The organism is Microbacterium sp. (assembly GCF_035556355.1).
Lineage (GTDB): Bacteria > Actinomycetota > Actinomycetes > Actinomycetales > Microbacteriaceae > Microbacterium.
In genome coordinates, this window is the sequence record NZ_DATMFG010000031.1 from 1 (window position 1) to 21,257 (window position 21,257).

The window sequence follows — 21,257 nt, forward strand, 5'->3', positions numbered from 1 at the left end:
CGCTCGGTGGTCGTGTTCACGCCGGCGAGCTCGGGCACCTCGTCGAGGTTGCGGTACGTCAGCTCGCCGACGATGTCGCGCAGAGCCTCGCTCGCGCGGCCGATGTCGACGACGATGCCGTTCTCGTCGACGTCGGCCGACCGGAACGTCGCGTCGACGAGGAAGGTCGCGCCGTGCAGCTGCTGCGCGGGACCGAACACCTCTCCGCGCAGGCTGTGCGCGATCATGATGTGGTCGCGGACGGTGAGGCTGAAGGTCATGCCTCGCTCCAATCGATCGTGTGGCACAGCGCACCGGCGGTGCCCTCGGCAAGGTCGGCGGTCAGGCGTGGAAGGTCGGTCCAGGGCGAGCTGTCTGCGAGAAGCGTGTCGAACGCGGGATCCGCGAGCAGGCGCAGGGCGAGCGCCAGGCGGTCGTGTGTCGACCTTCGCGACCGTCGGCTCGCGGCGACGGCGCCGACCTGGCTGGAGCGGATCGTGAGCCGACGCGAGTGGAAGTCGGCCCCGAGGTCGAGCGGAATCGGGCGGCTGCCGTACCAGCTCGCGACGACGATGAGCCCGTCGGTGGCCGCCGCGCGGAGTGCGTGCTGAAGCCCCGCACCGTTGCCGCTTGCTTCGATGACGATGTCTGCGGGCGGCAGCTCGTCGGCGGGGTCGGCGAACCCCACGCCGAGAGACGCGGAGACGTCGGCCTTCGCGGGGTCGACGTCGACGATCGTCACCTCGACGCCGGGGATGCGGCCCGCGAGTGCCGCCACGGCGCATCCGATCATTCCCGCCCCCACGACGATGACGCGATCGCCGAGGTGCGGCTCCGCGTCCCACAGGATGTTGACGGCGGTCTCGACCGCGCCCGCGAGGACGGCACGGCGGGCAGGCACATCGTCGGGCACGACAGTGAGGGCGTCGGCCGGGACGACGAAGCGCGACTGATGCGGGAAGAGCGAGAAGACCGTGCGGCCGACGAGGTCGTCGGGTCCCTCCTCGACGACGCCGACATTGAGGTAGCCGTATTTGACGGGGAACGGGAAGTCACCGGATTGGAAGGGCGCCCTCATACGGTCGCGCTCGCTCTCGGGCACTTCGCACCGCGCCACGAGGCTCTCGGTTCCGCGGCTGATGCCCGTCCAGAGCGTGCGCACGAGCGCCTCGCCGTCGCCGCGGGGCGGCAGCGGCTCGGGGCGGTGTTCACCCTCGCCCGGGGCCACGATCCACCATGCGATGGCCGCGTCTGTGGCATCCGCGTGAACCGCGGCGGGTACGTTCGTCGTATCCATGGTGGCCGCCATGAAATCTACACGGAGAGCACATGGGAAACGTTCAGTGGGTGCCGTGGTGGTTCGCGGTAGTAGGGTTTGCCGCCTTGATCGCCGCGTCGGCCCTCAGCCCCCTGTCTCCATGGGGATTCGGCGCAGGAATCGCGTACCTCGTCGTGTCGAACCTTCTGCTCGCGCTCGGGCTGCGCAGACGCGGTGCGGCACGGTTCGGGCAGGCCAACATCGTGACCGCGACACGTTCAGTCCTCGTGGGGCTCATCACGGCGATCGTCGTGTCGTCCTTCACCGCTGCCGTCTCGACGCCGCTGCTGGTGACACTCGCCGCGATCGCTCTCGCCCTCGACGGTATCGACGGATACGTCGCCCGGCGCACGTCGAGCGAGAGCGAGCTCGGCGCGCAGTTCGACATGGAGGTCGACGCGTTCCTGCTGCTCGTGCTCAGCGTGTGCTGCGGGCCGATCGTCGGCTGGTGGGTGCTCGCCTTCGGCCTCATGAGGTACGCGTTCGTCGCGGCCGGGCTCGTGCTGCCGTGGATGCGCGAGACGCTGCCGCCGCGGTTCTGGCGCAAGGCGGTCACCGCGATCTGCGGCATCGCCCTGACGGTCGTCGCCAGTCGCCTGCTCCCCGAGGTCGTCGCCGCGATCGTCGCGCTCGCAGCGCTCGCCCTCCTCGTCGAGTCGTTCGCACGGGATGTGACGTGGCTCGTGCGCACCCACCTGTCGCGGGTGAACCGCTCGGGCATCCGGCTCGTGTCCACTGAGGAGGCCTCGACAGAGGAGGCCTGAACCGCCAACATTCACTCGAAGCGAACCACTCGCAGAAGGAAGGGTCGGACATGAACGGAAGCGGCGGGCGTGTGCTCTGGGTCATGCGCATCCTCAGCGCGATCGCCCTCCTCGTGGCGGGCGGCATCCATCTCTACCTCGTGTTCGACGGCGTCGGGGGCATCCTGGGCGTGTTCTTCGTCCTGAACGCGATCGCCGCCCTGGTCCTCGCCGTCGGGATGGTCTTCCTGAAGGGGCGCCTGCTCCAGGTCGCGACCCTCCTGAGCCTGCTGTTCCTCATCGCGACACTCGGCTCGCTGCTTCTGGCGCTCACGGTCGGGCTGTTCGGCATCACCGAGACGTGGGACTTCACGCTCGTTCCCGAGACCGTCATCGCCGAGTCGATCGGCATCGTCATCCTCTTGATCACGACGGTGCTCGTCTTCCGCCGGTCGCCGGCGGTCGAGTCGGCGCGCTAAGGCGCGAGGAGCTGCGAGACGCGGTCGAGCGCGCCGGGAACGAGCTTGTAGTACGCCCACGTGCCGCGCTTGCTGCGCTCGAGGAAGCCCGCCGTGGTCAGGACCTTGAGGTGATGCGACACCGTCGGCTGGCTGAGCCCGACCGGTTCGATGAGGTCGCACACGCACGCTTCCGAACCCTCGGATGCCGCGACGATCGACAGCAGGCGCAGACGGGCCGGATCAGCCAACGCCTTCATCGTGGTGGCGAGCTGCTCGGCTTCGTCGGCGGAGAGCGGCTCCCGCACGAGCGGCGCGCAGCATGTGTCCGCAGTGATGTCGGTGACCTCGAGAACCGTCGGCATACATCGATGCTAGTCGATATTGACAACCATCGATAGCTCGGCGCAGAATCGGGCATCGAAGCTCATCGATATCTGGAGGTTCCCCGATGACCTTGCTCGACATCACACCGCGCACCGTCGACGACGATCGGCTGGCCTCACTGCCCGTCGCGATCATCGGCGGCGGACCGATCGGACTCGCCGCCGCCGCGAACCTCGTCGAGCGCGGGATCGACTTCGTGGTGTTCGAGGCAGGTGATGAGGTCGCGGCGAGCGTGCGCGCGTGGGGTCACACGCGGCTCTTCTCACCGTGGCGGCACCTCGTCGATCCGGCGGCGCGCCGCCTGCTCGAGGCGCGGGGGTGGGAGCATCCGGACTCCGATCGGGCACCGCTGGGCTGTGAGCTCGTCGATGACTACCTCGCTCCGCTCGCCGCGCTCGAGCAGCTCGCCCCCCGCATCCGATACGGCGTCGAGGTCATCGGAGTCGCTCGCGAGGGCATGGATCGCACGCGCACCCGCGGACGGGCGGGGGTGCCGTTCGTCGTCAGGCTCCGAGACCGCGGGGGCAGTGTCGACGAAGTGACGGCGCGCGCGGTGATCGACGCCTCCGGCACGTACACGTCGCCGAATCCGCTCACATCGAGCGGACTCGAGCTTCTCGGGATGACCGAGATCGCGGACCGCGTGACGGATGCCCTCCCCGACGTGCTCGGTCGAGACCGCGAGCGCTTCGCGGGCCGCCATACGACGGTCGTGGGCGCGGGTCATTCCGCGGCAAACACTCTGCTCGCGCTCGTGGAGCTCGCGCGCGAGGTTCCGGGCACATCGGTCACGTGGCTCATCCGCAACGCGCAAGCCGCGCGCCTCTCGTCCTCGGAGGATGACGAATTGGCGGACCGCGCCCGCCTCGGCAACAGGGTCGATCGAGCCGTCGCAGAGGGGGCGATCGCCGTTCTCGACCGGTTCGAGATCATCCGTGCGCGACGCGCGGGCGGTGCCGTCGAGCTCATCGGCCACCGCCGAGGCGACGTCGTGACCCACACGACCGAGGTCGTCGTGAACGCGACGGGGTTCCGCCCGAACCTCGACATGCTCCGCGAGATCCGGCTCGAACTGGATGAGATCGTCGAGGCCCCACGACGGCTCGCACCTCTGATCGACCCGAATGTCCACTCGTGCGGCACCGTCGAGCCGCACGGATTCCGTGAGCTCACGCATCCGGAACCCGGATTCTTCATCGTGGGCATGAAGTCGTACGGCCGTGCGCCGACGTTCCTGCTCGCGACCGGCTACGAGCAGGTGCGCTCGGTCACGGCGTGGCTCGCGGGCGACACCGCATCCGCCGCGGACGTGAAGCTGACCCTGCCCGCGACGGGCGTGTGCTCGACGGATGTCGGCAATGGCGGAGGATGTTGTTCGTGACGCGCATCCGACCGATGACGCCCGCCGACTGGCCGGCGGTCGAGCGCATCCACGCACAGGGCATCGAGGACCGCGAGGCGACAGGATTCCGAGTCGTCGGCCGCCGCGAACGGATGGCGAAGTCCGGTGCCGGCCCGCACGCGGGCCGATGGCGTGACACCATACTCATCGGGCGCCGGAGTCGCACGGTCGGCGTCGACCCGGAGGACGCACCATGACCGACAGACCGACGGTGCTCTTCGTATGCGTCCACAACGCAGGCCGCTCGCAGATGGCGGCCGGTTACCTGCGCGCTCTCGGCGGCGATGCCATCGAGGTGCTGTCGGCCGGATCCGCGCCGAAAGACGCGATCAATCCGGTCGCGGTGCAGGCGATGGCCGAAGAGGGCATCGACATCGCGGATGCCACGCCGACTCTGCTGACGACGGATGCCGTGCGCGAGTCGGACATCGTCATCACGATGGGCTGCGGAGACGCGTGCCCCGTCTTCCCCGGCAAACGCTACGAGGACTGGGAGCTCGAAGATCCCGCCGGCAAGGACCTCGAGACCGTCCGGTCGATCCGCGACGAGATCCGCACGCGCGTCGAGGCGCTCCTGGGCGAACTGTTGCCGGGTGCTTGGGTCACCGGCACGTGAACCACACCGACTCGCCCTCCGCGGCGGGGTTCTCCGGCACGCCGCGACCGACGAGCAGCTGCACGCGGCAATCGGGATCGTCGGCGGCGTAGTCGGGCACCCAGAAGCCGAGGTTCCCGGAGAGCTCCCCGCCCGGCTCGACATCCGCGATGGTGAACTCGTCCGGCATCCGTATCGTGCCCGCCTGCACCGCACGATGCGACACGTCCCACCCGGCCGCGTGCAGGATCACCTCGAACCCCCACGGGGCCGCGGGCTCCTGCCCGCCGTTGGCTGCCGTGAACGTCAGCAGCGCCCACCCGTATCCGTCGGCGACGGCCGGCGGGGCGTATGCCTCGGCCAGCACACGGTCGCGCTGATGCCACTGCACGGGATCGACGGTGTACTTCCAGCGCCCGTATTGCACCGACGTGCCCGCGGGAAGCGGCTCGGTCTCGCTCGACACCGGAAAGGCCTCGGCGGTCGGCGACGGGAGCGGCGGCGCCGTCGCGCGAGGTGCGGCGGCCCTCGCGGACTCCGTCCCGCATCCGGTCAGCACGACCGCGGCGGTCAGCAACGCCACGGCCGCGACGCAGCGCATACAGACACTCGTCACCTGCCGCCATACCCGCGGCAGCTCTCCACGCGCTCGCAGAACAGTCACCCCCGTCGAAGCGAACACGACAAGACCGCGCCGACGCACGAACCGGTGTGACGACGGAACGTCGAGATCACACGGGTGTGCTGCGGTCCCCCGAGAGCAATTTTATGCGGTCGATTCCGGGTGGGGCATGGAGCACTTCTTCGCACTCACGCTCACCGCGCCGACCGCGCCGGGAACCGCGAGCCACCGCGGACAGCCGGGATCAGAAGTTCACGAGGCCGGACCTGTGCGCGATGACCACCAGCTCGGGGCGGTCTCGCGCACCGAGCTTCGCGAGCATCCGACTCACGTAGGTCCGGACCGTCGCGGGACTCAAGTGAAGCGCCACCGCGATCTCGTCGTTGGTGTCGCCGTATCCGATGCGCGTGAGCACGTCTCGTTCGCGCGAGCTCAGCAGCTCCAGCCGAGGATCCGGCACTGCCGCCGCTCTCCCGGCCGCCACCATGTCCATGAGGCGTTCGGTGATCTCGGGCGAGAGCAGCCGCTCCCCTCGACCCGCACGTCTGACCGCGTCGCGCAACTCGTCTCGCGGCGTGCTCTTGAGCAGGTAGCCGACGGCCCCGGCGCGGATCGCCTCGACGATGTCCGCGTCATCGTCGAAGGTCGTCAACACCACGACGTGCGTATCGGCCAGCTCCTCGTCACCACGGATCACGCGGGTCGCCTCGATGCCGTCCATCAGCGGCATCCGGAGATCCATGAGGACGACACTCGGCTTGTGCTTGCGCGCCGCCTCGACCCCACGGCGGCCATCCGTCGCCTCGGCGACGACATGGATGGACTCGTCGCGCGTGAGGAGCGCGCGCAGACCGGCGCGCACGAGATCCTGATCGTCGACGAGGACGACCGTCGTCACGAGCCACCACCTCCCATCAGTGACCACCACCGTGACCGGTGAAGGGCGCCGTGTCATCGTCCCGGGAGGGGATGTCGATCACCTTCGGCGCCGTGGATGCGTCCTCCACGACGGTGAACTGCCCCATCATCCCAGCGTCCTCATGCGCGAGGAAGTGGCAGTGGTACATGTACGGCGTATCGGGATCCGCGTAGTCCTCGAACCGCATGATCAGCTCATAGATCACGCCGGGTCGCGTGTAGATCGTGTCCTTCCATCCGGCGAGCTCGGGCGGCGGAGCCTTCCCGTCCACCGAGAGCACCTGGAACTGGACGTCGTGGATGTGGAAGGAGTGCGCGAACTGCATCCGGTTGCGCACCTTCCAGATCTCGACGGTGTCGACCTCGACGATCTCGTTGACCGTGTGCATCTGCATGGACTGACCGTTGATCTGCAGGCCGTCCATCTCGAAGTGGCGTTCATTCGCCGCATCTGACGGGTTCATGCGCGAGATCTCGGCGAACCGCTCCGCGAGCGGCGCACTCGCCTCCAGCACGGGCGCGGCCCGCAGCTGCATGATGTCGAGCCTGTCGGACCCTCCGTTCATCGCCGCAATCGGACCGGGCATGCCCAGGTCGGGACTGATCGAGCGCAGCACGGGCTGTTCGCCGGGTCGCACACGCACCACGATCTCCGCGCGTTCACCGGGTGAAAGCTGCACATGGTCGGTGCGGTGCGGCGCCTCGAGCAGGCCGCCGTCGGTGCCCACCAGGTCGAACGACCGCTCATCGTCGAACTCGAATCGATAGGTGCGGGCTGTGGAGCCGTTCAGCAGCCGCAGTTTCACGAGCTCCGTCGTCACCTCCAGATACGGAGCTGCGGTGCCGTTGACGAGCACGGTGTCGCCCAGAGCCCCGACGAAGCCTCGGGTCGACGTCGTGAACTGGCCGCTGCTCGTGAACTGCCTGTCCTGGACGATCACCGGTATGTCGTCCACCCCGTATCGGTGAGGCAGCCCGAAGCGATCCGGATCCTCCGGTTCGAGCAGGAACAGGCCGGCGAGCCCCATCTCCACATGCGACTCGGTTTCGCCATGGAGGTGCGGGTGGTACCACAGGGTCGTGGGCTCCTGATCGATGGTCCAGGACGGCGACCAGGTCACGCCCGGCTCGATGACCTGATGAGGACCGCCGTCCATCTCAGCCGGAAGATGCATCCCGTGCCAGTGGACGGTGGTGGGCACGAAAAGGCCGTTCTCGACATGGATTCGGACGGGTTCGCCGACAGTCGCGGCGAGCGTCGGACCCAGGTAGCTCCCGTTGAATCCCCAAGTCGTCGTCCCGACACCCGGAGTGAACTCGGTGACCCCTTCGGCCGCGCGCAGCCGGAACTCCCGCACACCGTCGGGTCCGACCGTGCCCCGGTCCAGTGGCGGTATCGCGAGCGCGTTCTCGAACTCGACCTGACCGACCGTGTCCACCACGGGTGCTCGCTGGACAGCGTCGCAGCCGCTCAATGCGGTCACTGCCAAGGCGACAGCTGACGACACGGCGACCGAGCGGATCGACCGGCGACGAGCGATCCTTCTCGTACTCAGACGGGAATCTCTTGGCATTGATGCTCCTCGCATCGTGTCCCCGGTCCTGCCCGGGGACGGGAATGCAGGGTTTCGCTGAGCGGGCGGCGGGGTTTGTCCCTACTCGGTGCCGGTACGGCGGCGACGCGTCGCCGCGGAAATCGCCCACGCGACGAGCCCACCCACGGCACCGGAGACGACACCGGCGACAAAGCCTCCGGGGATCGCGATGAGGCGGATCGCGACCCCACTGCCACCGATCTCCGACGGGTAGTCCCAGAAGAGGACGTCCCACAGGGCTTGGTAGGTGATCATGAGCAGAACACCCGAGATGGCGCCGATCATGAGAACCGTCGAGAACGGATGCGGCACACTCCGGACGACCGCCACGACGACCCAGACAGCGACGACCACCCACGGCAGGAGCCCCGAGACCCAATGCCCGGCATCGACCACGCGGAGGTCTTCCAGGATCGAAGCGGGCACCCGCAGCGCGGCCAGACCGATGAGTGCGAGGAAGGGAAGCCCGAAGCTGCGCGGCCGCGGCACCTGCGTGTCTGATTGAGCGACGTCTTGTGACATGCCGCCACGGTATGGATCGCCTTGGCCGCCGGTCATCGTCCCGAAGACGACATCAGCGTCGCCATTCGACGACTGCCCGGTACACGCGAATGCGACAGCGGGCCGCACGACGCACGCCCGCGGGGCGTTCGGCGAGAAGACTCAGCCGGATGCGGCTTCGATCGGAATCCTCGCACGCACGGTGAATCCGTCACCCGAGCGCCCGGCGGAGAACTCACCGCCGAGCAGAACGGTTCTCTCGCGCATTCCTGCGATGCCGCTTCCCGTGTGGCTCTCGGCCGACGGGTTCGTCGGGCCGCCGCATCCGTCGTCGACGACGCTCACCGACACGGAACCGTCGGACTCTCGGACGCTCACGTCGACGCGCGACGCCTGCGCGTGCCGCACGACGTTGACGATGGACTCCTGCACGATCCGATAGATGGTCGTCTCCACTGCCGACGGCAGGGCGGTCATCACCGAGACACTCAGCGTGGTGGCGACGCCGATCTGCGCCGCGGGCGCGATGGCCGACTCGAGATCGGAGAGTCGCAGGGGCGATCGGGGCGCACTCCCTTCGCCTCGCAGGCTGAGGACGGTTCTCCGGAGGTCTGCGAACGTCGCCGCCGTCGTATCGGTGATGGCTCTGAGGGAGCGTCGCAATTCCTCGTCCTGTGGCGTGAGCGACTCCTCGAGCACCTGCCCATGGAGCGTGACCACCGTCAGAGCATGGCCCACGGAATCGTGCAGCTCCCGTGCGATCTCCAGCCGTTCGGTCATCACTCGCCACTCCGCCTCGCGTTCGTAGCGCTCCGCTGTCATGGCGGCTATCCGTTCCGATTGTCGGCGGAGCTCGCGGCGCGAACGTACGCCGTCCCCCAGCGCGACAGCACCCGCAAGCAGAAGCGCCTGGGCGGGCAGCTCGTACGCGATGAGGTACGCAGGGTCCTGGCCGATGGCGAGTCGGTATGAGAGCGCGATCGTGATCACGGCTGCCGAGACCACGGCTGCCCCCATGGCCCGCCCGAACTCAGCAGCAGAGAACATCACCGCAGCGAGAGGCACGGCGACCCCGATCGGCGCGTGTCCGGATGCGTGGTATCCGATGACCGCCGCTCCGGAGCCGATCGCGACGAGGAGTGGATACCGGCGACGCGCGAGCAGGAGTGCGCCGAGGACGAGGGCCCATGGGTACTCCCACCCGCCGGCGCCCATCCCTCCGACGTTGACGGCGATCAGCCACGCCACGGTCAGTGTGACGCCGAGACCGAGCAGTGCGTCGATCACCCATGGCGCAGGCGCGGTCGCGCCGCGGGGAGGACCGCTCGCCTCGAGCATCCTGCGTGTCATGGTAGGGGCCGCCTCGGCCGGTCATCGACGCCTGTGATCTGGCGAAGGAGCTGCTCCGAGTAGTTGCTCCCCGTGGCGATGGTCGCCACACGTGCCCCGGGGATGCCGTGCTGCATGATCGCTGCGATCCCGACGACGGCGGACGGTTCGAGGATCAGTCCGACCGTGTCCCGGACGAGCGACAAGGCGTGCCAGATGACCTCGTCTTCCACGAGCAGCATGTCGTCGACGTACTCGCGGAACATCGGGATGATGCTCGGCACCGGAACGCGAACCGCGACGCCGTCGGCGATGGTGTTCGCGCGATCAGTCGCCGCGGGAATCCCCGTGCGCCACGCGTTCGCCATCGCCGGCGCCCCGGCGGCGGAGACTCCGATCACTCTGCACCCCGGTCGCCGGGTCCGGACCCAGCACCCGATCCCCGTCGCCAGCGCACCATTGCCGACGGGGACGACGATGACATCGGGCGCCTGGTCGGCCAGCTCGACAGCGATGGTGCCGGCGCCTTCTGTGATCCGCAGGTCGTCTCCGTCTTCGACGAACCTGTGCCCTTCCACGGCCGCATGCTCCCGCGCCGCTTCCTTGGCGACATCGAAGTCCGCGCCACGCACGATGACCTCCGCGCCCACATCCCGGATTCGGGCCACCTTGGTGGCGTTGGCGGTCGCGGCGCAGTAGACCGTGACGTCCACTCCGCGCAGCATGCCCGCGTACGCCATCGCGAGCCCGAAGTTGCCTGCGGAAGCGGTGACGACGCGCTGACCGGGGGCCAGGTCTCGCATGAGGAGGCTCGCGCCTCGTCCCTTGAACGACCGGACGGGGTTGAGAGTCTCGAGTTTCAGAACGACATCGCGGCCGAGCGCGCGGGAGAGCGCGGCGTCGCGGAACTGCGGCGTGTCGACGAACACCGGCTCGATGAGCTCGACGGCGGACTCGATGCGCTCAGCGGAAAGGCCGACCATATCGTCTATCGTATACAATATACCGTTATGCCGGTACAGCCCACAGTCCAGCTCGGGAATCCGACACTTCGAGCCGCAACATCCGCCGTCACGCGCGAAGACCTGCGGGCGATCCAGCCGCTGGTCGCCGACCTCGCCGACACGCTGGCGGATTGGCGATCGCGGACCGGATACGGCCGAGGGATCGCGGCCCCGCAGATCGGAGTCGGCAAGCGGTTGGTGTACGTCGAGATCGACGAGCCGTGGGTCCTGGTGAATCCCCGGATCGTCGAGCGATCATCCGAGACCTGGGAGCCATGGGACGGATGCCTGAGCTTCTCCCTCTCGTTCTTCTGCCGAGTGAGGCGGAACGCCTGGGTCACGGTCGAGTACGAGACCCCCGAGGGCCGGCAGCAGACCATCCGCGCGGACGGCGAACTCGGCGAGCTGCTGCAGCACGAGATCGACCACCTGGACGGCATCCTCGCCGTGGACCGCATGACGGCGATCGAGACGCTGTGCATGCGATCCGAGTTCGAATCGCGGTACCGCGACGACAGCCCCTACCGCGTGCGAGCCACCCGATGACCGACGACCGCGGCCCGATTCAGCGCGGCCAGCCGTTGCGCGAGGCCGTCTACCGACGGGTCATCGCGCTGATCTCCTCGGGCGACTACTCCCCCGGCACGGCTCTGACCGAAGCGGCCATCAGCCGTTCGCTCGAGGTGTCGCGCACCCCTGTCCGAGAAGCCCTCATCAGGCTGGAGGCGGAAGGCGTGCTCCAGTCGTCCCTCGCTCGCGGTTTCGTGGTGCGTCCGCTGACGCGATCGGAAGCCGAAGAGATCTACCCCATCCTGGGCGCCCTCGAATCCCTCGCACTGACGACTTCCGGCGCGACCACCGAGTCCTCGCTCGGCGACCTGCGCGCGGTGGCGCGCGAACTCTCCGAGTGCGACGATCCGGTTCGCAGGTGGCAGCTGGACTCCCACTGGCACGATCTGCTGACGGCGACGTCAGGCAACGCCAAGCTCGTGGAGATGGCGCAGAGTCTGCGAACCAGCATCTCCCGATATGAACTGACCTACATGCGGTTGGTCGGGAGCAGAGCCGAGGCGGATGCCCAGCACCGAGCGATACTCGACGCACTGGCTGACGGAGACCGGGAGAGAGCCGCCGACATCGTCCGCCGGCACTGGCGCGACGGTCTGGAGCAGGTCCTGCATTGGCTCACACTGGACGACCGGCCCGCCTGAGACGGGCACGATCACCCGTTTCGTCGACGTGACGTGACCCAACGCCAGAGGAAGACGGCCGCCACCACCGCTGCAAGGGCGGCGATGACGACTGTCCACAGAACGACTGCCGCGGGCTGAGCCGGCCCCGTGAGGGACTCTGTATCGCCGGCGCCGGATGCGGGGTCGACAGTGTCGCCGTCCCCGACCCGGAACGTGAACGCTCCGGATATCGGGTGGCTGTCGCTCGAGACGACCCGCCACAGCACGTCATACTCACCGTCGGGGAGTTCTCGCTCGAGCTGGACGGTGACGGTCGCATCGTCGACGGCAGGTGAGCCGAACACCCAACCGCGGGACTCCGAATCCGACACCGCCACCACCGCGCTGTCCTCGAAGACGCGGTCCGAGAAGGTCAAGGTGATCTCCGAGGGACCCGATGCGAGGACGTCTCCGGATCTGGGCGAGCTGTCCGTGAGCGCGTCGTGCGCTCCGGCGCTGGTGGACGTCAGTGAGACCGCCAGTCCCAGCGCGATTCCCGCCGCGATGACCCTCCTTGTGATGATCATCCGATTCGGCCTTTCATCCTTCCTCCTGCTCCCCGTCCTCCTGCCCCGGCTCACGGATCGGCTGCGAACGTGTGATCGAACGTGATCGTTGCGTTGTCGAGATAGGGCTTGCGCGTCCACGGATCTTCGATCCCGAAGGCGACGTCTTCGAGCCACTTGCAGCGTGCGTGGAATCGGATGCGGCGCAGCTCGTCCTCGGTGATGGGCCCGTCCAGGCTCTCCCCCACGCGGAGCGCCGCGGCGGGCCCGAGGTCTCGGTAGAGGGACCCGATGTCGCGCGCCGGGTCGGTCATCGCCGCATCCGTCCAATCGATGATCCCGGTCACCTCTCCCGCGTCGTCGACGAGGATGTGCTCCGCTCCGAGGTCGTTGTGCTGAGCGACGGTCGAAGTCCGTGTGGGCGGCGGCGGCTCGCTCAGGAACGCGCGGACGATGCGCGCCTGCTCGCCGTCGAGGTGGTTCAACACGGCCGTGTACGTTTCTGCGGCATCCGCATGCCACTGCTCATTCGGATACGGATCGACCGGCAGGCGCGAGGCGCGTGGAGACTCTCGGAGCGCAGACAGCACGTCGATGAGCGCGTGTCGGATCTTCTTCGTGTCACGGTGACGTCGGTGAATGAGGGGCGCGCCTCGAAGCCGTCGGTATGCGAATGTTCCGGACTCCGGTTCGTGCAGCTCCGGTGTCGGTGTGGGGACGGAGGTCGCACCCGCGAGCGCGTCGAGCAGCTCCACCTCACGGTTGACTGCATCGAGATCGCCCGAACATCGGACGATGTACTCACCGACCGCGAAGGTCGTGTTCTCGCCCCCGCGGGATACGAGGGTCGGCTCCTCCGCGGGCGACCACAGTCGGTAGCGCATCCCCAACTCGGCGATTCGAGCACGGTCGTCCGCGCTCAGCTCAAGGGTCATATCCTCTCCCGAACGGTGGCTGTCGGTCTCATGGCTCCGGCTCGGCCGTCTGCCCTGGGCGGATAAAGGTCACACCAGGGTGTCGCCGGCGTATCCACCTTCCCCGAAGCCCGGCAGGATCGCGAAGATGGCACTGCCGGTGTGCTGGATGAACTCGTTCAGGCGATCCTGCTCGGCGAGCCGCTTCTGCGCCGCGATGAACTGACGATCCGGGTCGTTGCCGTACGCGCAGAACAGCAGGCCGACATCGAGCTTCCCGTGGCCACCGTGGTGGTGCTCCTCCGTTCCGGGAGCATGCGGATGATCCTCGGGATGCTCGAGCGGATCGGGGCTGCCACCGGCCATCGCCGTGAGGAGGCCGTAGTCGTAGTTGTAGCTGCGACGCAGCATCGGGACGCCGTGCGCACGCCGGATGTGCGCATCCGGCTCGATCACGGGCTCGCCCCCGGCCGTTGCGGCCTCGAAGTCGGGCTCGTCGAACTCCGTCTTCCCGGTCAACGGCGATCCGTCCGTGCGACGACGCCCCATCACCGCGTCCTGCTCGTCGCGCGCGGTGAGGTCCCACTTCGCGGTCATCATCCGGATCTTCCGGAAGACGAGGTAGGTGCCTCCGCGGAACCATGACGGCTCGTCCGGAAGCGACCACACGGCATCGTCGAACTGTGCGGTCCCGACGCGGGGGTTGGATGTTCCGTCCTTCTGCCCGAACATGTTGCGAGGCGTTCCGCCGCCCTTCGGCGGGGTGAGGAATCCGGTCTGCGTCCAACGGATGACCGCGTACCCGGGCATCCGTGCACGCAGCGCGCGCATGGCGGCGCTGACCACTTGCGGGTCGTCTGCGCAGATCTGGAACAGGAGGTCTCCCCCGCCCCAACGCGGATCGAGGTGATCGCCGGTGAACTCCGGCAGCGGTCGCAGCCGTCGTGGGCGCTCACGGGAGATTCCGGGCAGATCGAAGACGCGCGGTCCGACTCCCGTCGTCACCGTCAGGCGGGAGGGAGACAACCCCGTGGCGTAATCCGTCGGCGTCACCGCGTCGTCCGGATACAGCGGTGAGGGCGGGGTCTCCTCGCCGTGGACGATGGCCACGACCGTGTCCGAGACGTCGGCGAGGAGTCGACGAAGCAGCGCGGCGTCCTGCGCGGCCAGATCCGCCGCGACGAAGGTCGCGTACCGTTGCTGCGGCGTGGCGACGCCGGCCTGGTGCGCGCCGAAGGGCGAGATCACGTCCTCCGCGCCCGAGCCTGAGTCCGGCGACGCGGCATCGGCGGTCAGAGGTGCCACACGCGCGGCGGCGAAGCCGATCGCCGCGGCCCCGCCCGCAGTCACGAGCGCTGAGCCCAGGAGTGCGCGGCGGGACAAGGTCACTCCCCCGACCTGCTTCGCACCGAGTCCATCGGGCGCGCCCGGTGCGTGATCTTCATTGCTCTCGGGCCGCTGACCGGGAGTCTCATGCATGCTCAATGTCCGGGTCCTCCATCCGGTGACGACGAAGTGCGACTGCTCAGTTCGGCGGGCGCCGCATGAACCAGTTCGGCACGCCGAGGATCTCCTCCTCCGCGATGACCGCGTATCCGTGCCGCTCGTAGAAGCCGACCGCCTCGGGGCGATCCGTCTCGAGGTACCCGGCCACACCCAGCGAGTCGAGGTGAGTCGTGTGGCGGAGCATCAGGAGAGTGCCGATCCCCCGCCCTCGCAGATGCCGATCAACCGACACCGGCCCGAGGTGCACGTGCGGCTCCGAGATATCGTGCGCGGCCCATGCCCGATTCCAGGTCAGAAGGCGCTCCGCTGCTCGCGGGCCGAACGTCACGCCGCGAGTCACAAGCCGCAGCCGAGCCACGGCCCGTGGCTGACAGCGTCCCGGTGGTGCTGCCGCTGCAACGCCGACGAGCGCTCCGCCTTGCTCCACGCCGTCGATGGTCAGAGCGGGCGAACTCGAGAGGAGCACACGCATGAGCGACGCATGCCGACGGATTCGCGTGACTTCGTCGTCGCCGTACACCGATACGTGGATCGGGTTGTCGGCCATTCCCCGCCCGAGCAGGGCCGCGGCCTCAGCGACGTCGGTGCGATCAAGCACGCGAAGGTGGAGGTACGGTTCGCGATGTTCCATCGAGTCAGTCCTTGTCGTCGAGCGATCGCCATCCACCGTGCTCGATCCCTGGGCCGCCCGAAATCCTCACCGATCGACATCTGACACCGCCCTCCGACGACCTCGATGTCGTCGCGGAGCGAACGCGACCTCGAAGCGGTCTGCCTACCTTCGTCAGCATGAGCGAGCCTCCACCGCACTCTCACCCGCGAGCGGTACCCACCGGCCGGCATCCCGGACTGAGCTGGCCGGCCGTGGTCGGTTTCGGTCTTCTGGGGCTCCTCTGGCCCCTCCTTCGCCAGATCGGTCTGGAATCGATCGTCGGCGACGTCGCGACCGCGATGATCGCCTTCTTCGCCACCTTCGCCGTCTGGGTGCTGGGGGCCGGCCTGGGAAGGGTGCCGCGGCCGGTCCTCACCCTCACGCTTTCCGGAGTCCTCTTCGCGCTCCTGCTCGGCGCGACCACCGTCCTCACCGGCGACCGGTCCGACCACGGCGTCGGCCCGAACCTCCTCGTGGGCGCCGTCGAACTGGGCAGATCGGCCGGTCTCGGCGCGCTCAGCGGCCTCGTTGCCGAGTCGATCCAGAAGTCACGACGCCGGTGAGAACGTTCGTAGCAGGAGCGGGGCTCGGCCACTCCGCCACTCCACACGCCGCTGCGCGGCGCGCGGAGCCTCCGGCGGAGCGGGACCCCCCACGCGTGACGGGTTCGACCAACCGCCCCGGAACGAACGGAAGCCCGCCAAAAGGCGGGCTTCCGTTCGTAGCAGGAGCGGGGCTCGAACCCGCGACCTCACGATTATGAGTCGTGCGCTCTCACCAACTGAGCTACCCTGCCGCGACGCACCCGCGGTCACAGAGACGGATGCTGCGAGCCCCGAGTCAGGATTGAACTGACGACCCCTTCCTTACCATGGAAGTGCTCTGCCACTGAGCTATCGGGGCATGTCGCCCGCGCGCGGGCAACTAGAAGAGGATACCAGAGGCGCGGCATCCGTCTTAATCGAGATCAGCCTCCGGCGTGCTGGCGGAGCCACGGAATCGGGTCGATCGCCGTGGTGCCGTTGAGCAGGATCTCGAAGTGCGTGTGGGCGCCGTACGAGCGACCGGTGTTGCCGGTGAGACCCAGCACCGTGCCGACCGTGACGTGCTGCCCGGCCTGCACGCGGCGCGAGCCGTACTGCATGTGCGCGTAGTGGCTCGAGACGAGCTGACCGTCGATCACGTGGTCGATGATCACGTGGACGCCGTACGCGCCGCCCGCGTCGGTCGACTCCCGCACGACGCCGTCGGCGATCGCCTGGATCGGAGAGCCCGCACCGGGCGTGAAGTCCACGCCCTCGTGCATGCGGCCCGAGCGCATCCCGAAGCCGTAGCTGATGGGCACGCCCACCGCGAACGGCCACTGGATCGGCGAGTTCGGGTCGTTGACGAAGAAGTTCGAGAAGTTGCGGATGCCGGACTCCGAAGCCAGCTCGGCGAGCGTCATCGTCGAGTAGTCGTCGTCGGGACGGTCGAGCGCGACGGCCTCGAGCTCCGCCGGCGCGACATATGCCTGGACCTGGTCGTCGTCGAGCTCGGCCTCGGCGACCTCGCTGCCCGCGACGACCGAGAGCGGCTCGGGGACGGAGCCGTTCATCGCGGCGACGGCCTCGGCCGGAGTCGTCATGCCCACGGTCATGAGGCCGACGACGCCCATGACGCCGATCGAGAAGGACAGTCCTGCGATGCGCTTGATCGTCGTGCGCGAGGTCGGACGCGTGCGCCGCGGCGCGACGTGGTCATCGGACGATGCGGCCTTCGGCGCCTCGTCGGACTCGGCCTGCTCCGCCTTCGGCTCGACCTTCGCCTGCACCGGCGTCTCGCCGGTGAACGAGAACACGCGCGCAGCGACTTCGAACACGTCCTCGAGTTCGTCCTCGATGCCCCGCTCCGCGGCGGGCGCGGGGGCGGGCTGGGGCTCGGGTGCGACAACCGGCTCCAGCAGCTCGAACGGCTCGGCCGGGGTCATCACAGGCTGAACGGGCGAATCGACGGATGCCGCAGCCGGCGTCGGCTCGACGACCGGCTCCTCCGACGTCGAGGCGGCCGGCATGCGGATCGGCTCGGGGACGATCGGGGCCGCGGCTCCACGCCCCGCGGCGCGGCGGGCCCGACGGGCGCGGATCTGCGCCTGCTGGTCCTGCTGTGCCTCGTCGATCGGCGCGGCGGCGACCGGCGAGGGCGCGACGATCGACTCGGCCTGGGCGACCTGCTCGACCGGCTCGGCCGGGGCGGCGACGCTCGTGGGCGAGACGGTGACGGGGCTCGTGCTCGTGGTGACGGCGATGACCGTGTCGACGGGCCCGGTCTCGACGACGGGCTCGGGAACGGCCGCGGCGGCCTCGGGCTTCGAGGCGCCCGGGCGGTCCTCGACCGCGGGCTTGGGCCCCGGAACCGCGACGACGTTCTGCTCACCCGTCGAGGCGCGCGCGACGCGGGCTGCGCGGCGAGAGGTCCGGCCCGTGGAGGCTGTCGGGGTGGTGGGGGTCGCGGAGGGGACCGGCGCGGTGGGCGACGAGGTGGGGGTCGAGTCCGTGACGGTCGGAGGAACGGCGGTCGGCGTCGCGGAGACGACGGTGTCAGCCGGACGGCGGGAGGAGCGCGCGCGACGCGAAGGGGCGGGCGCGGCATCCGTGGCCGTGGACTCGGTCACCGGCTCGGCCGGTGCCGTCGACGACGGGGCGGCCGGGGTCGCGGAAGCGGTCGGGGCGGGAGCGGGAGCGGCTGCGGGAGGGGGTGTCGCGGGGCGGCCCCACACGATGGCGGGGCGCTCTGGAGCGTTCGCTCCTTCACGACGACGCGCTTCGGCGCGCGAGATCCCGGCTGCTTCCGCTCGCGCCTGTGCAGGCGTCGAAGCGGGGCGGCTCGAGCGGCGCGTGGGCGCAGGCTCAGCCATCGGGGCGTCGAAAGGCAAAACGCAGGGGCTCTCGGGTACTGGTCGCTCGCGGGGGCAACGGGCGGACAATCGGGCTTCTGATCACCCTCGCCGTTCGGGCGACGAAGGTAACAATCGCGTAAACACTACCCCGGTCTCTCTGAGAATGCCATGTACAGGTTCCCGCGTGGCGGGGCAAATCCATTCCCAGGGCTTGACTCCGACCCCCGATTCGTGGGAGCGGTCCCGGTCAATCGGCGATTGCGGTCGCGAAAAGCTCGTCGACGAGGCTGGGCCCCGCGGCCACGACGAGTGCCCGCGTCTCGCCGGGGTCCAGCGAGCGCCGGAACACCCCGCCGGCCTCGCGCACCAGGAGCTCTCCTGCGGCGTGGTCCCACGCGTTGATTCCCCGCTCGAAGTACCCGTCGAGGCGACCGGCGGCGACGAACGAGAGGTCGAGTGCGGCGGACCCGATCCGACGGATGTCGCGCGCCAACGGCATCACCCGCATGACGCGCACGAGGTCGCCTTCATGCGTCGCGGGGTCGTACCCGAATCCGGTCGCGAGCAGCGCTCCGGCCTCGCCGACGGGATCGTTGACCGCGAGGCGCGCATCCCCGAGCCACGCACCCTCCCCGAGCGCGGCGTGGAACTCCTCGCCGCTCGCAGGATTGCGCACGACTCCCGCGAGCACCTCCCAACGGCTCGGGTCGGGCTCGCCGGCGATGGCTGCGATGCTCACCGCGTATGACGGGATGCCGTAGGCGTAGTTCACCGTGCCGTCGATCGGGTCGACGACCCACGTGACGCCGGTCTCGCCGGACTCCGCGCCCGACTCCTCGCCGAGGAATCCGTCGCCCGGCCGCGCCGCGGTGAGCCGCTCGCGAATGAGCGCCTCGACCTCGCGGTCCGCGTCGGTGACGATGTCGGCGAGCGCGGACTTGGTCGCGGCGATCGCGACCCCCGCTGCGCGGAGGCGGTGGGCGAGCTCGCCGGCCTCGCGGGCGACCTCTCGTGCGATGCTCTCGAGTTCCCGCGGTTCGACCATGCCTCTACGGTATCGGCCGTACGGTATCGGCCGCGTCGGCTAGGCGCCGGGGTCGCTACCTTGGAGGGATGGTCGCCGAAGACTCCACTCGCACGCACGACGTCGTCATCGTCGGAGGGGGCCACAACGCCCTCGTCGCCGCTGCCTACCTCGCTCGTGCCGGGCGGTCGGTGATCGTGCTGGAGCGCCTCGACCACGTCGGCGGCGCCGCCGTGTCGGAGCGGCCGTGGGCGGGCGTCGACGCCCGCCTGTCGCGCTACTCGTACCTCGTGAGCCTCCTCCCCCGCCGCATCATCGACGAGCTCGGTCTGCGCATCGAGCTGCGCCGGCGCCGGTACGCGTCGTACACGCCCGACCCGGCAGACCCGTCGCGCGGCATCCTGGTCGACACGGCGGATGCCGCGGCCACCGCCGCTTCCTTCGCCCGTGTGCTGGGCGACGCCGGCGAGGCCGACCGCTTCTCCGCCTTCTACGACCGCATCGGCCCCGTCGCGAAGGTGCTGTTCCCCTCGATGACCGAGCCGCTGCGTCGACGCGCAGAGCTGCGCCGCGCGCTCGGCGACGACCGCCTGTGGGACGACGTGTTCGAGCGGCCGCTCGGCCACGTGCTGCGCGCGTCGCTCGAGAGCGACATCGCGCGCGGCATCGCGCTCACGGACGGGCTCATCGGCACGTTCGCGTCGTCCGACGACGAGACGCTCGCGCAGAACCGCTGCTTCGTCTACCACGTCATCGGCGGCGGAACGGGCGACTGGGACGTGCCGGTCGGCGGCATGGGCCGCGTGACGGGCGAGCTCGAGCGCGCCGCGCGCGACGCGGGGGCGACGCTCAGCACGAGCGCGGAGGTCGCCTCGATCGACCCCGACGGAGTCGTGACGCTGGCCGACGGCACGCGCGTGCACGGGCGCCTCGTGCTGAGCGGCGTGGGGCCGGCCGTGCTCGACCGGCTGCTCGCGGCCGGAGGCAGCGCATCCGTCTCTTCCGGCCCCACCGAGTCGGATCGCCCCGAGGGCGCACAGATCAAGATCAACATGCTGCTGACGCGCCTCCCTCGGCTGCGCGACGCGAGCGTCGACCCCGCGGCCGCGTTCGCCGGGACGTTCCACATCAACGAAACGATGACGCAGCTCGACGACGCGTACGCGCGTGCGTCGAGCGGCGACGCTCCGGAGCCCCTGCCGGCGGAGATCTACTGCCATTCGCTCACCGACCCCTCGATCCTCGGACCCGAGCTGCGGGCGGCGGGCGCCCAGACGCTCACGCTGTTCGGCCTGCATGTGCCGCACCGGCTGGTGCAGCGACGCGAACCGGATGCCGCGCGCCGCGACCTGCTCGAGGCCGCGCAGCGCTCGCTCGACTCGGTGCTCGCCGAGCCCGTCGCCGACTGCGTATACGTGGGTCCGGACGGCGAGCCGTGCATCGAGGCGCGCACGACCGCCGATCTCGAAGAGTCGCTCGGCATGATCGGCGGCGACATCTTCCACGGCCCACTCTCGTGGCCGTGGGCCGGCGACGACGAAGACCTCTCGACACCGGCGCAGCGATGGGGCGTAGCCACCGCGCACGAACGCGTCCTCGTGTGCGGCTCGGGCTCGCGCCGCGGCGGTGCGGTCAGCGGCCTCGGCGGGCACAGCGCCGCGATGGCGGCGCTCGAGATGCTCGGGGGCTGACCC

24 protein-coding genes and 2 tRNA genes are annotated in these 21,257 nt (G+C 69.4%); 9 read left to right on the top strand and 17 right to left on the bottom strand.

What is annotated here, in order from left to right; genetic code table 11:
• On the bottom strand, nt 1–260 hold a 260-nt coding region (locus tag VNR19_RS08570; RefSeq protein WP_325725829.1), incomplete at its 3' end, for a 6-pyruvoyl trahydropterin synthase family protein.
• The gene (locus VNR19_RS08575) at nt 257–1,276 is read right to left on the bottom strand and encodes a zinc-dependent alcohol dehydrogenase (protein ID WP_325725831.1); all 1,020 of its coding nucleotides are present in this window, start codon (nt 1,274–1,276) and stop codon (nt 257–259) included. The genes VNR19_RS08575 and VNR19_RS08570, both read right to left, overlap by 4 nt.
• 32 nt (nt 1,277–1,308) lie before the next feature.
• Between VNR19_RS08575 and VNR19_RS08580 the strand changes: the two genes are divergently transcribed.
• Together VNR19_RS08580 and VNR19_RS08585 are read left to right on the top strand one after the other, a co-directional pair.
• The gene (locus tag VNR19_RS08580) at nt 1,309–2,061 is read left to right on the top strand and encodes a CDP-alcohol phosphatidyltransferase family protein (protein WP_325033815.1); all 753 of its coding nucleotides are present in this window, start codon (nt 1,309–1,311) and stop codon (nt 2,059–2,061) included.
• Nucleotides 2,062–2,111: 50 nt separating this feature from the next.
• On the top strand, nt 2,112–2,519 hold the full coding sequence (locus VNR19_RS08585; protein WP_325725833.1) for a hypothetical protein: 408 nt from the start codon (nt 2,112–2,114) through the stop codon (nt 2,517–2,519).
• Here the strand turns inward: VNR19_RS08585 and VNR19_RS08590 are convergent.
• A complete protein-coding gene (locus VNR19_RS08590) occupies nt 2,516–2,863 on the bottom strand; it encodes a metalloregulator ArsR/SmtB family transcription factor (RefSeq protein ID WP_325725835.1) in 348 nt (115 codons plus the stop codon). The two genes, VNR19_RS08585 and VNR19_RS08590, sit on opposite strands and share 4 nt — an antisense overlap.
• A gap of 86 nt (nt 2,864–2,949) precedes the next feature.
• Here VNR19_RS08590 and VNR19_RS08595 point away from each other — a divergent pair, with 86 nt between their 5' ends.
• Genes VNR19_RS08595 through VNR19_RS08605 form a run of 3 tightly spaced genes read left to right on the top strand, consistent with a single transcriptional unit; the run spans nt 2,950 to nt 4,903 of the window.
• The gene (locus VNR19_RS08595; protein WP_325725837.1) at nt 2,950–4,266 is read left to right on the top strand and encodes an NAD(P)-binding domain-containing protein; all 1,317 of its coding nucleotides are present in this window, start codon (nt 2,950–2,952) and stop codon (nt 4,264–4,266) included.
• The gene (locus VNR19_RS08600; RefSeq protein ID WP_325725839.1) at nt 4,263–4,484 is read left to right on the top strand and encodes a GNAT family N-acetyltransferase; all 222 of its coding nucleotides are present in this window, start codon (nt 4,263–4,265) and stop codon (nt 4,482–4,484) included. Before VNR19_RS08595 ends, VNR19_RS08600 begins: the two co-directional genes overlap by 4 nt.
• The gene (locus VNR19_RS08605; protein WP_325725841.1) at nt 4,481–4,903 is read left to right on the top strand and encodes an arsenate reductase ArsC; all 423 of its coding nucleotides are present in this window, start codon (nt 4,481–4,483) and stop codon (nt 4,901–4,903) included. Before VNR19_RS08600 ends, VNR19_RS08605 begins: the two co-directional genes overlap by 4 nt.
• Here VNR19_RS08605 and VNR19_RS08610 read toward each other — a convergent pair.
• From VNR19_RS08610 to VNR19_RS08635, 6 genes are all read right to left on the bottom strand, one after another.
• Complete coding sequence (locus tag VNR19_RS08610) at nt 4,890–5,465, bottom strand: hypothetical protein (RefSeq protein WP_325725843.1); 576 nt, start codon at nt 5,463–5,465, stop codon at nt 4,890–4,892. The two genes, VNR19_RS08605 and VNR19_RS08610, sit on opposite strands and share 14 nt — an antisense overlap.
• 283 nt (nt 5,466–5,748) lie before the next feature.
• Complete coding sequence (locus tag VNR19_RS08615; RefSeq protein ID WP_325033118.1) at nt 5,749–6,402, bottom strand: response regulator transcription factor; 654 nt, start codon at nt 6,400–6,402, stop codon at nt 5,749–5,751.
• Between the two features lie 16 nt (nt 6,403–6,418).
• Nucleotides 6,419–7,864: a multicopper oxidase family protein gene (locus VNR19_RS08620; protein WP_325725845.1), complete on the bottom strand. Its 1,446-nt coding sequence runs from the start codon at nt 7,862–7,864 to the stop codon at nt 6,419–6,421.
• Between the two features lie 213 nt (nt 7,865–8,077).
• Nucleotides 8,078–8,539, bottom strand: a complete 462-nt coding sequence (locus VNR19_RS08625; RefSeq protein ID WP_325725847.1) for a hypothetical protein — start codon at nt 8,537–8,539, stop codon at nt 8,078–8,080.
• A gap of 141 nt (nt 8,540–8,680) precedes the next feature.
• On the bottom strand, nt 8,681–9,868 hold the full coding sequence (locus VNR19_RS08630; protein WP_325725849.1) for a sensor histidine kinase: 1,188 nt from the start codon (nt 9,866–9,868) through the stop codon (nt 8,681–8,683).
• Nucleotides 9,865–10,830: a threonine ammonia-lyase gene (locus tag VNR19_RS08635; RefSeq protein WP_325033114.1), complete on the bottom strand. Its 966-nt coding sequence runs from the start codon at nt 10,828–10,830 to the stop codon at nt 9,865–9,867. The genes VNR19_RS08630 and VNR19_RS08635 overlap by 4 nt, the downstream gene beginning before the upstream one ends.
• Before the next feature lie 27 nt (nt 10,831–10,857).
• Between VNR19_RS08635 and VNR19_RS08640 the strand changes: the two genes are divergently transcribed.
• Both VNR19_RS08640 and VNR19_RS08645 read left to right on the top strand, forming a co-directional pair.
• Nucleotides 10,858–11,397 carry a peptide deformylase gene (locus tag VNR19_RS08640; protein WP_325725851.1) on the top strand — a complete coding sequence of 180 codons (540 nt, stop codon included), beginning with the start codon at nt 10,858–10,860 and terminating at the stop codon, nt 11,395–11,397.
• Nucleotides 11,394–12,062: a GntR family transcriptional regulator gene (locus VNR19_RS08645; protein ID WP_325725853.1), complete on the top strand. Its 669-nt coding sequence runs from the start codon at nt 11,394–11,396 to the stop codon at nt 12,060–12,062. Before VNR19_RS08640 ends, VNR19_RS08645 begins: the two co-directional genes overlap by 4 nt.
• Before the next feature lie 11 nt (nt 12,063–12,073).
• Here VNR19_RS08645 and VNR19_RS08650 read toward each other — a convergent pair whose 3' ends face one another.
• The 4 genes from VNR19_RS08650 to VNR19_RS08665 all read right to left on the bottom strand — a co-directional run bounded on the left by VNR19_RS08650 (nt 12,074) and on the right by VNR19_RS08665 (nt 15,640).
• Nucleotides 12,074–12,610 (bottom strand): copper resistance CopC family protein, encoded by a 537-nt coding sequence (locus VNR19_RS08650; RefSeq protein ID WP_325725855.1) that lies wholly within the window; start codon nt 12,608–12,610, stop codon nt 12,074–12,076.
• Nucleotides 12,611–12,660: 50 nt separating this feature from the next.
• Nucleotides 12,661–13,524, bottom strand: a complete 864-nt coding sequence (locus tag VNR19_RS08655) for a phosphotransferase family protein (protein WP_325032671.1) — start codon at nt 13,522–13,524, stop codon at nt 12,661–12,663.
• 69 nt (nt 13,525–13,593) lie between these two features.
• On the bottom strand, nt 13,594–14,892 hold the full coding sequence (locus tag VNR19_RS08660) for a Dyp-type peroxidase (RefSeq protein ID WP_325725858.1): 1,299 nt from the start codon (nt 14,890–14,892) through the stop codon (nt 13,594–13,596).
• 136 nt (nt 14,893–15,028) lie between these two features.
• Nucleotides 15,029–15,640 carry a GNAT family N-acetyltransferase gene (locus VNR19_RS08665; protein ID WP_325725860.1) on the bottom strand — a complete coding sequence of 204 codons (612 nt, stop codon included), beginning with the start codon at nt 15,638–15,640 and terminating at the stop codon, nt 15,029–15,031.
• Between the two features lie 11 nt (nt 15,641–15,651).
• Here VNR19_RS08665 and VNR19_RS08670 point away from each other — a divergent pair, with 11 nt between their 5' ends.
• Nucleotides 15,652–16,224, top strand: a complete 573-nt coding sequence (locus tag VNR19_RS08670) for a hypothetical protein (RefSeq protein ID WP_325725862.1) — start codon at nt 15,652–15,654, stop codon at nt 16,222–16,224.
• Between the two features lie 159 nt (nt 16,225–16,383).
• Here the strand turns inward: VNR19_RS08670 and VNR19_RS08675 are convergent.
• The 4 genes from VNR19_RS08675 to VNR19_RS08690 form a co-directional block, all read right to left on the bottom strand.
• Nucleotides 16,384–16,457, bottom strand: a tRNA-Met gene (locus VNR19_RS08675).
• 35 nt (nt 16,458–16,492) lie between these two features.
• Nucleotides 16,493–16,564 (bottom strand) — tRNA-Thr (locus tag VNR19_RS08680).
• A gap of 64 nt (nt 16,565–16,628) precedes the next feature.
• Nucleotides 16,629–18,314 (bottom strand): peptidoglycan DD-metalloendopeptidase family protein, encoded by a 1,686-nt coding sequence (locus VNR19_RS08685; RefSeq protein ID WP_325725864.1) that lies wholly within the window; start codon nt 18,312–18,314, stop codon nt 16,629–16,631.
• A gap of 472 nt (nt 18,315–18,786) precedes the next feature.
• Nucleotides 18,787–19,584 carry an inositol monophosphatase family protein gene (locus VNR19_RS08690; protein WP_325725866.1) on the bottom strand — a complete coding sequence of 266 codons (798 nt, stop codon included), beginning with the start codon at nt 19,582–19,584 and terminating at the stop codon, nt 18,787–18,789.
• Nucleotides 19,585–19,652: 68 nt separating this feature from the next.
• On the opposite strand from VNR19_RS08690, the gene VNR19_RS08695 reads away from it, so the two are divergent.
• Nucleotides 19,653–21,254 (top strand): phytoene desaturase family protein, encoded by a 1,602-nt coding sequence (locus VNR19_RS08695; RefSeq protein WP_325725868.1) that lies wholly within the window; start codon nt 19,653–19,655, stop codon nt 21,252–21,254.
• Nucleotides 21,255–21,257 lie beyond the last annotated feature (3 nt).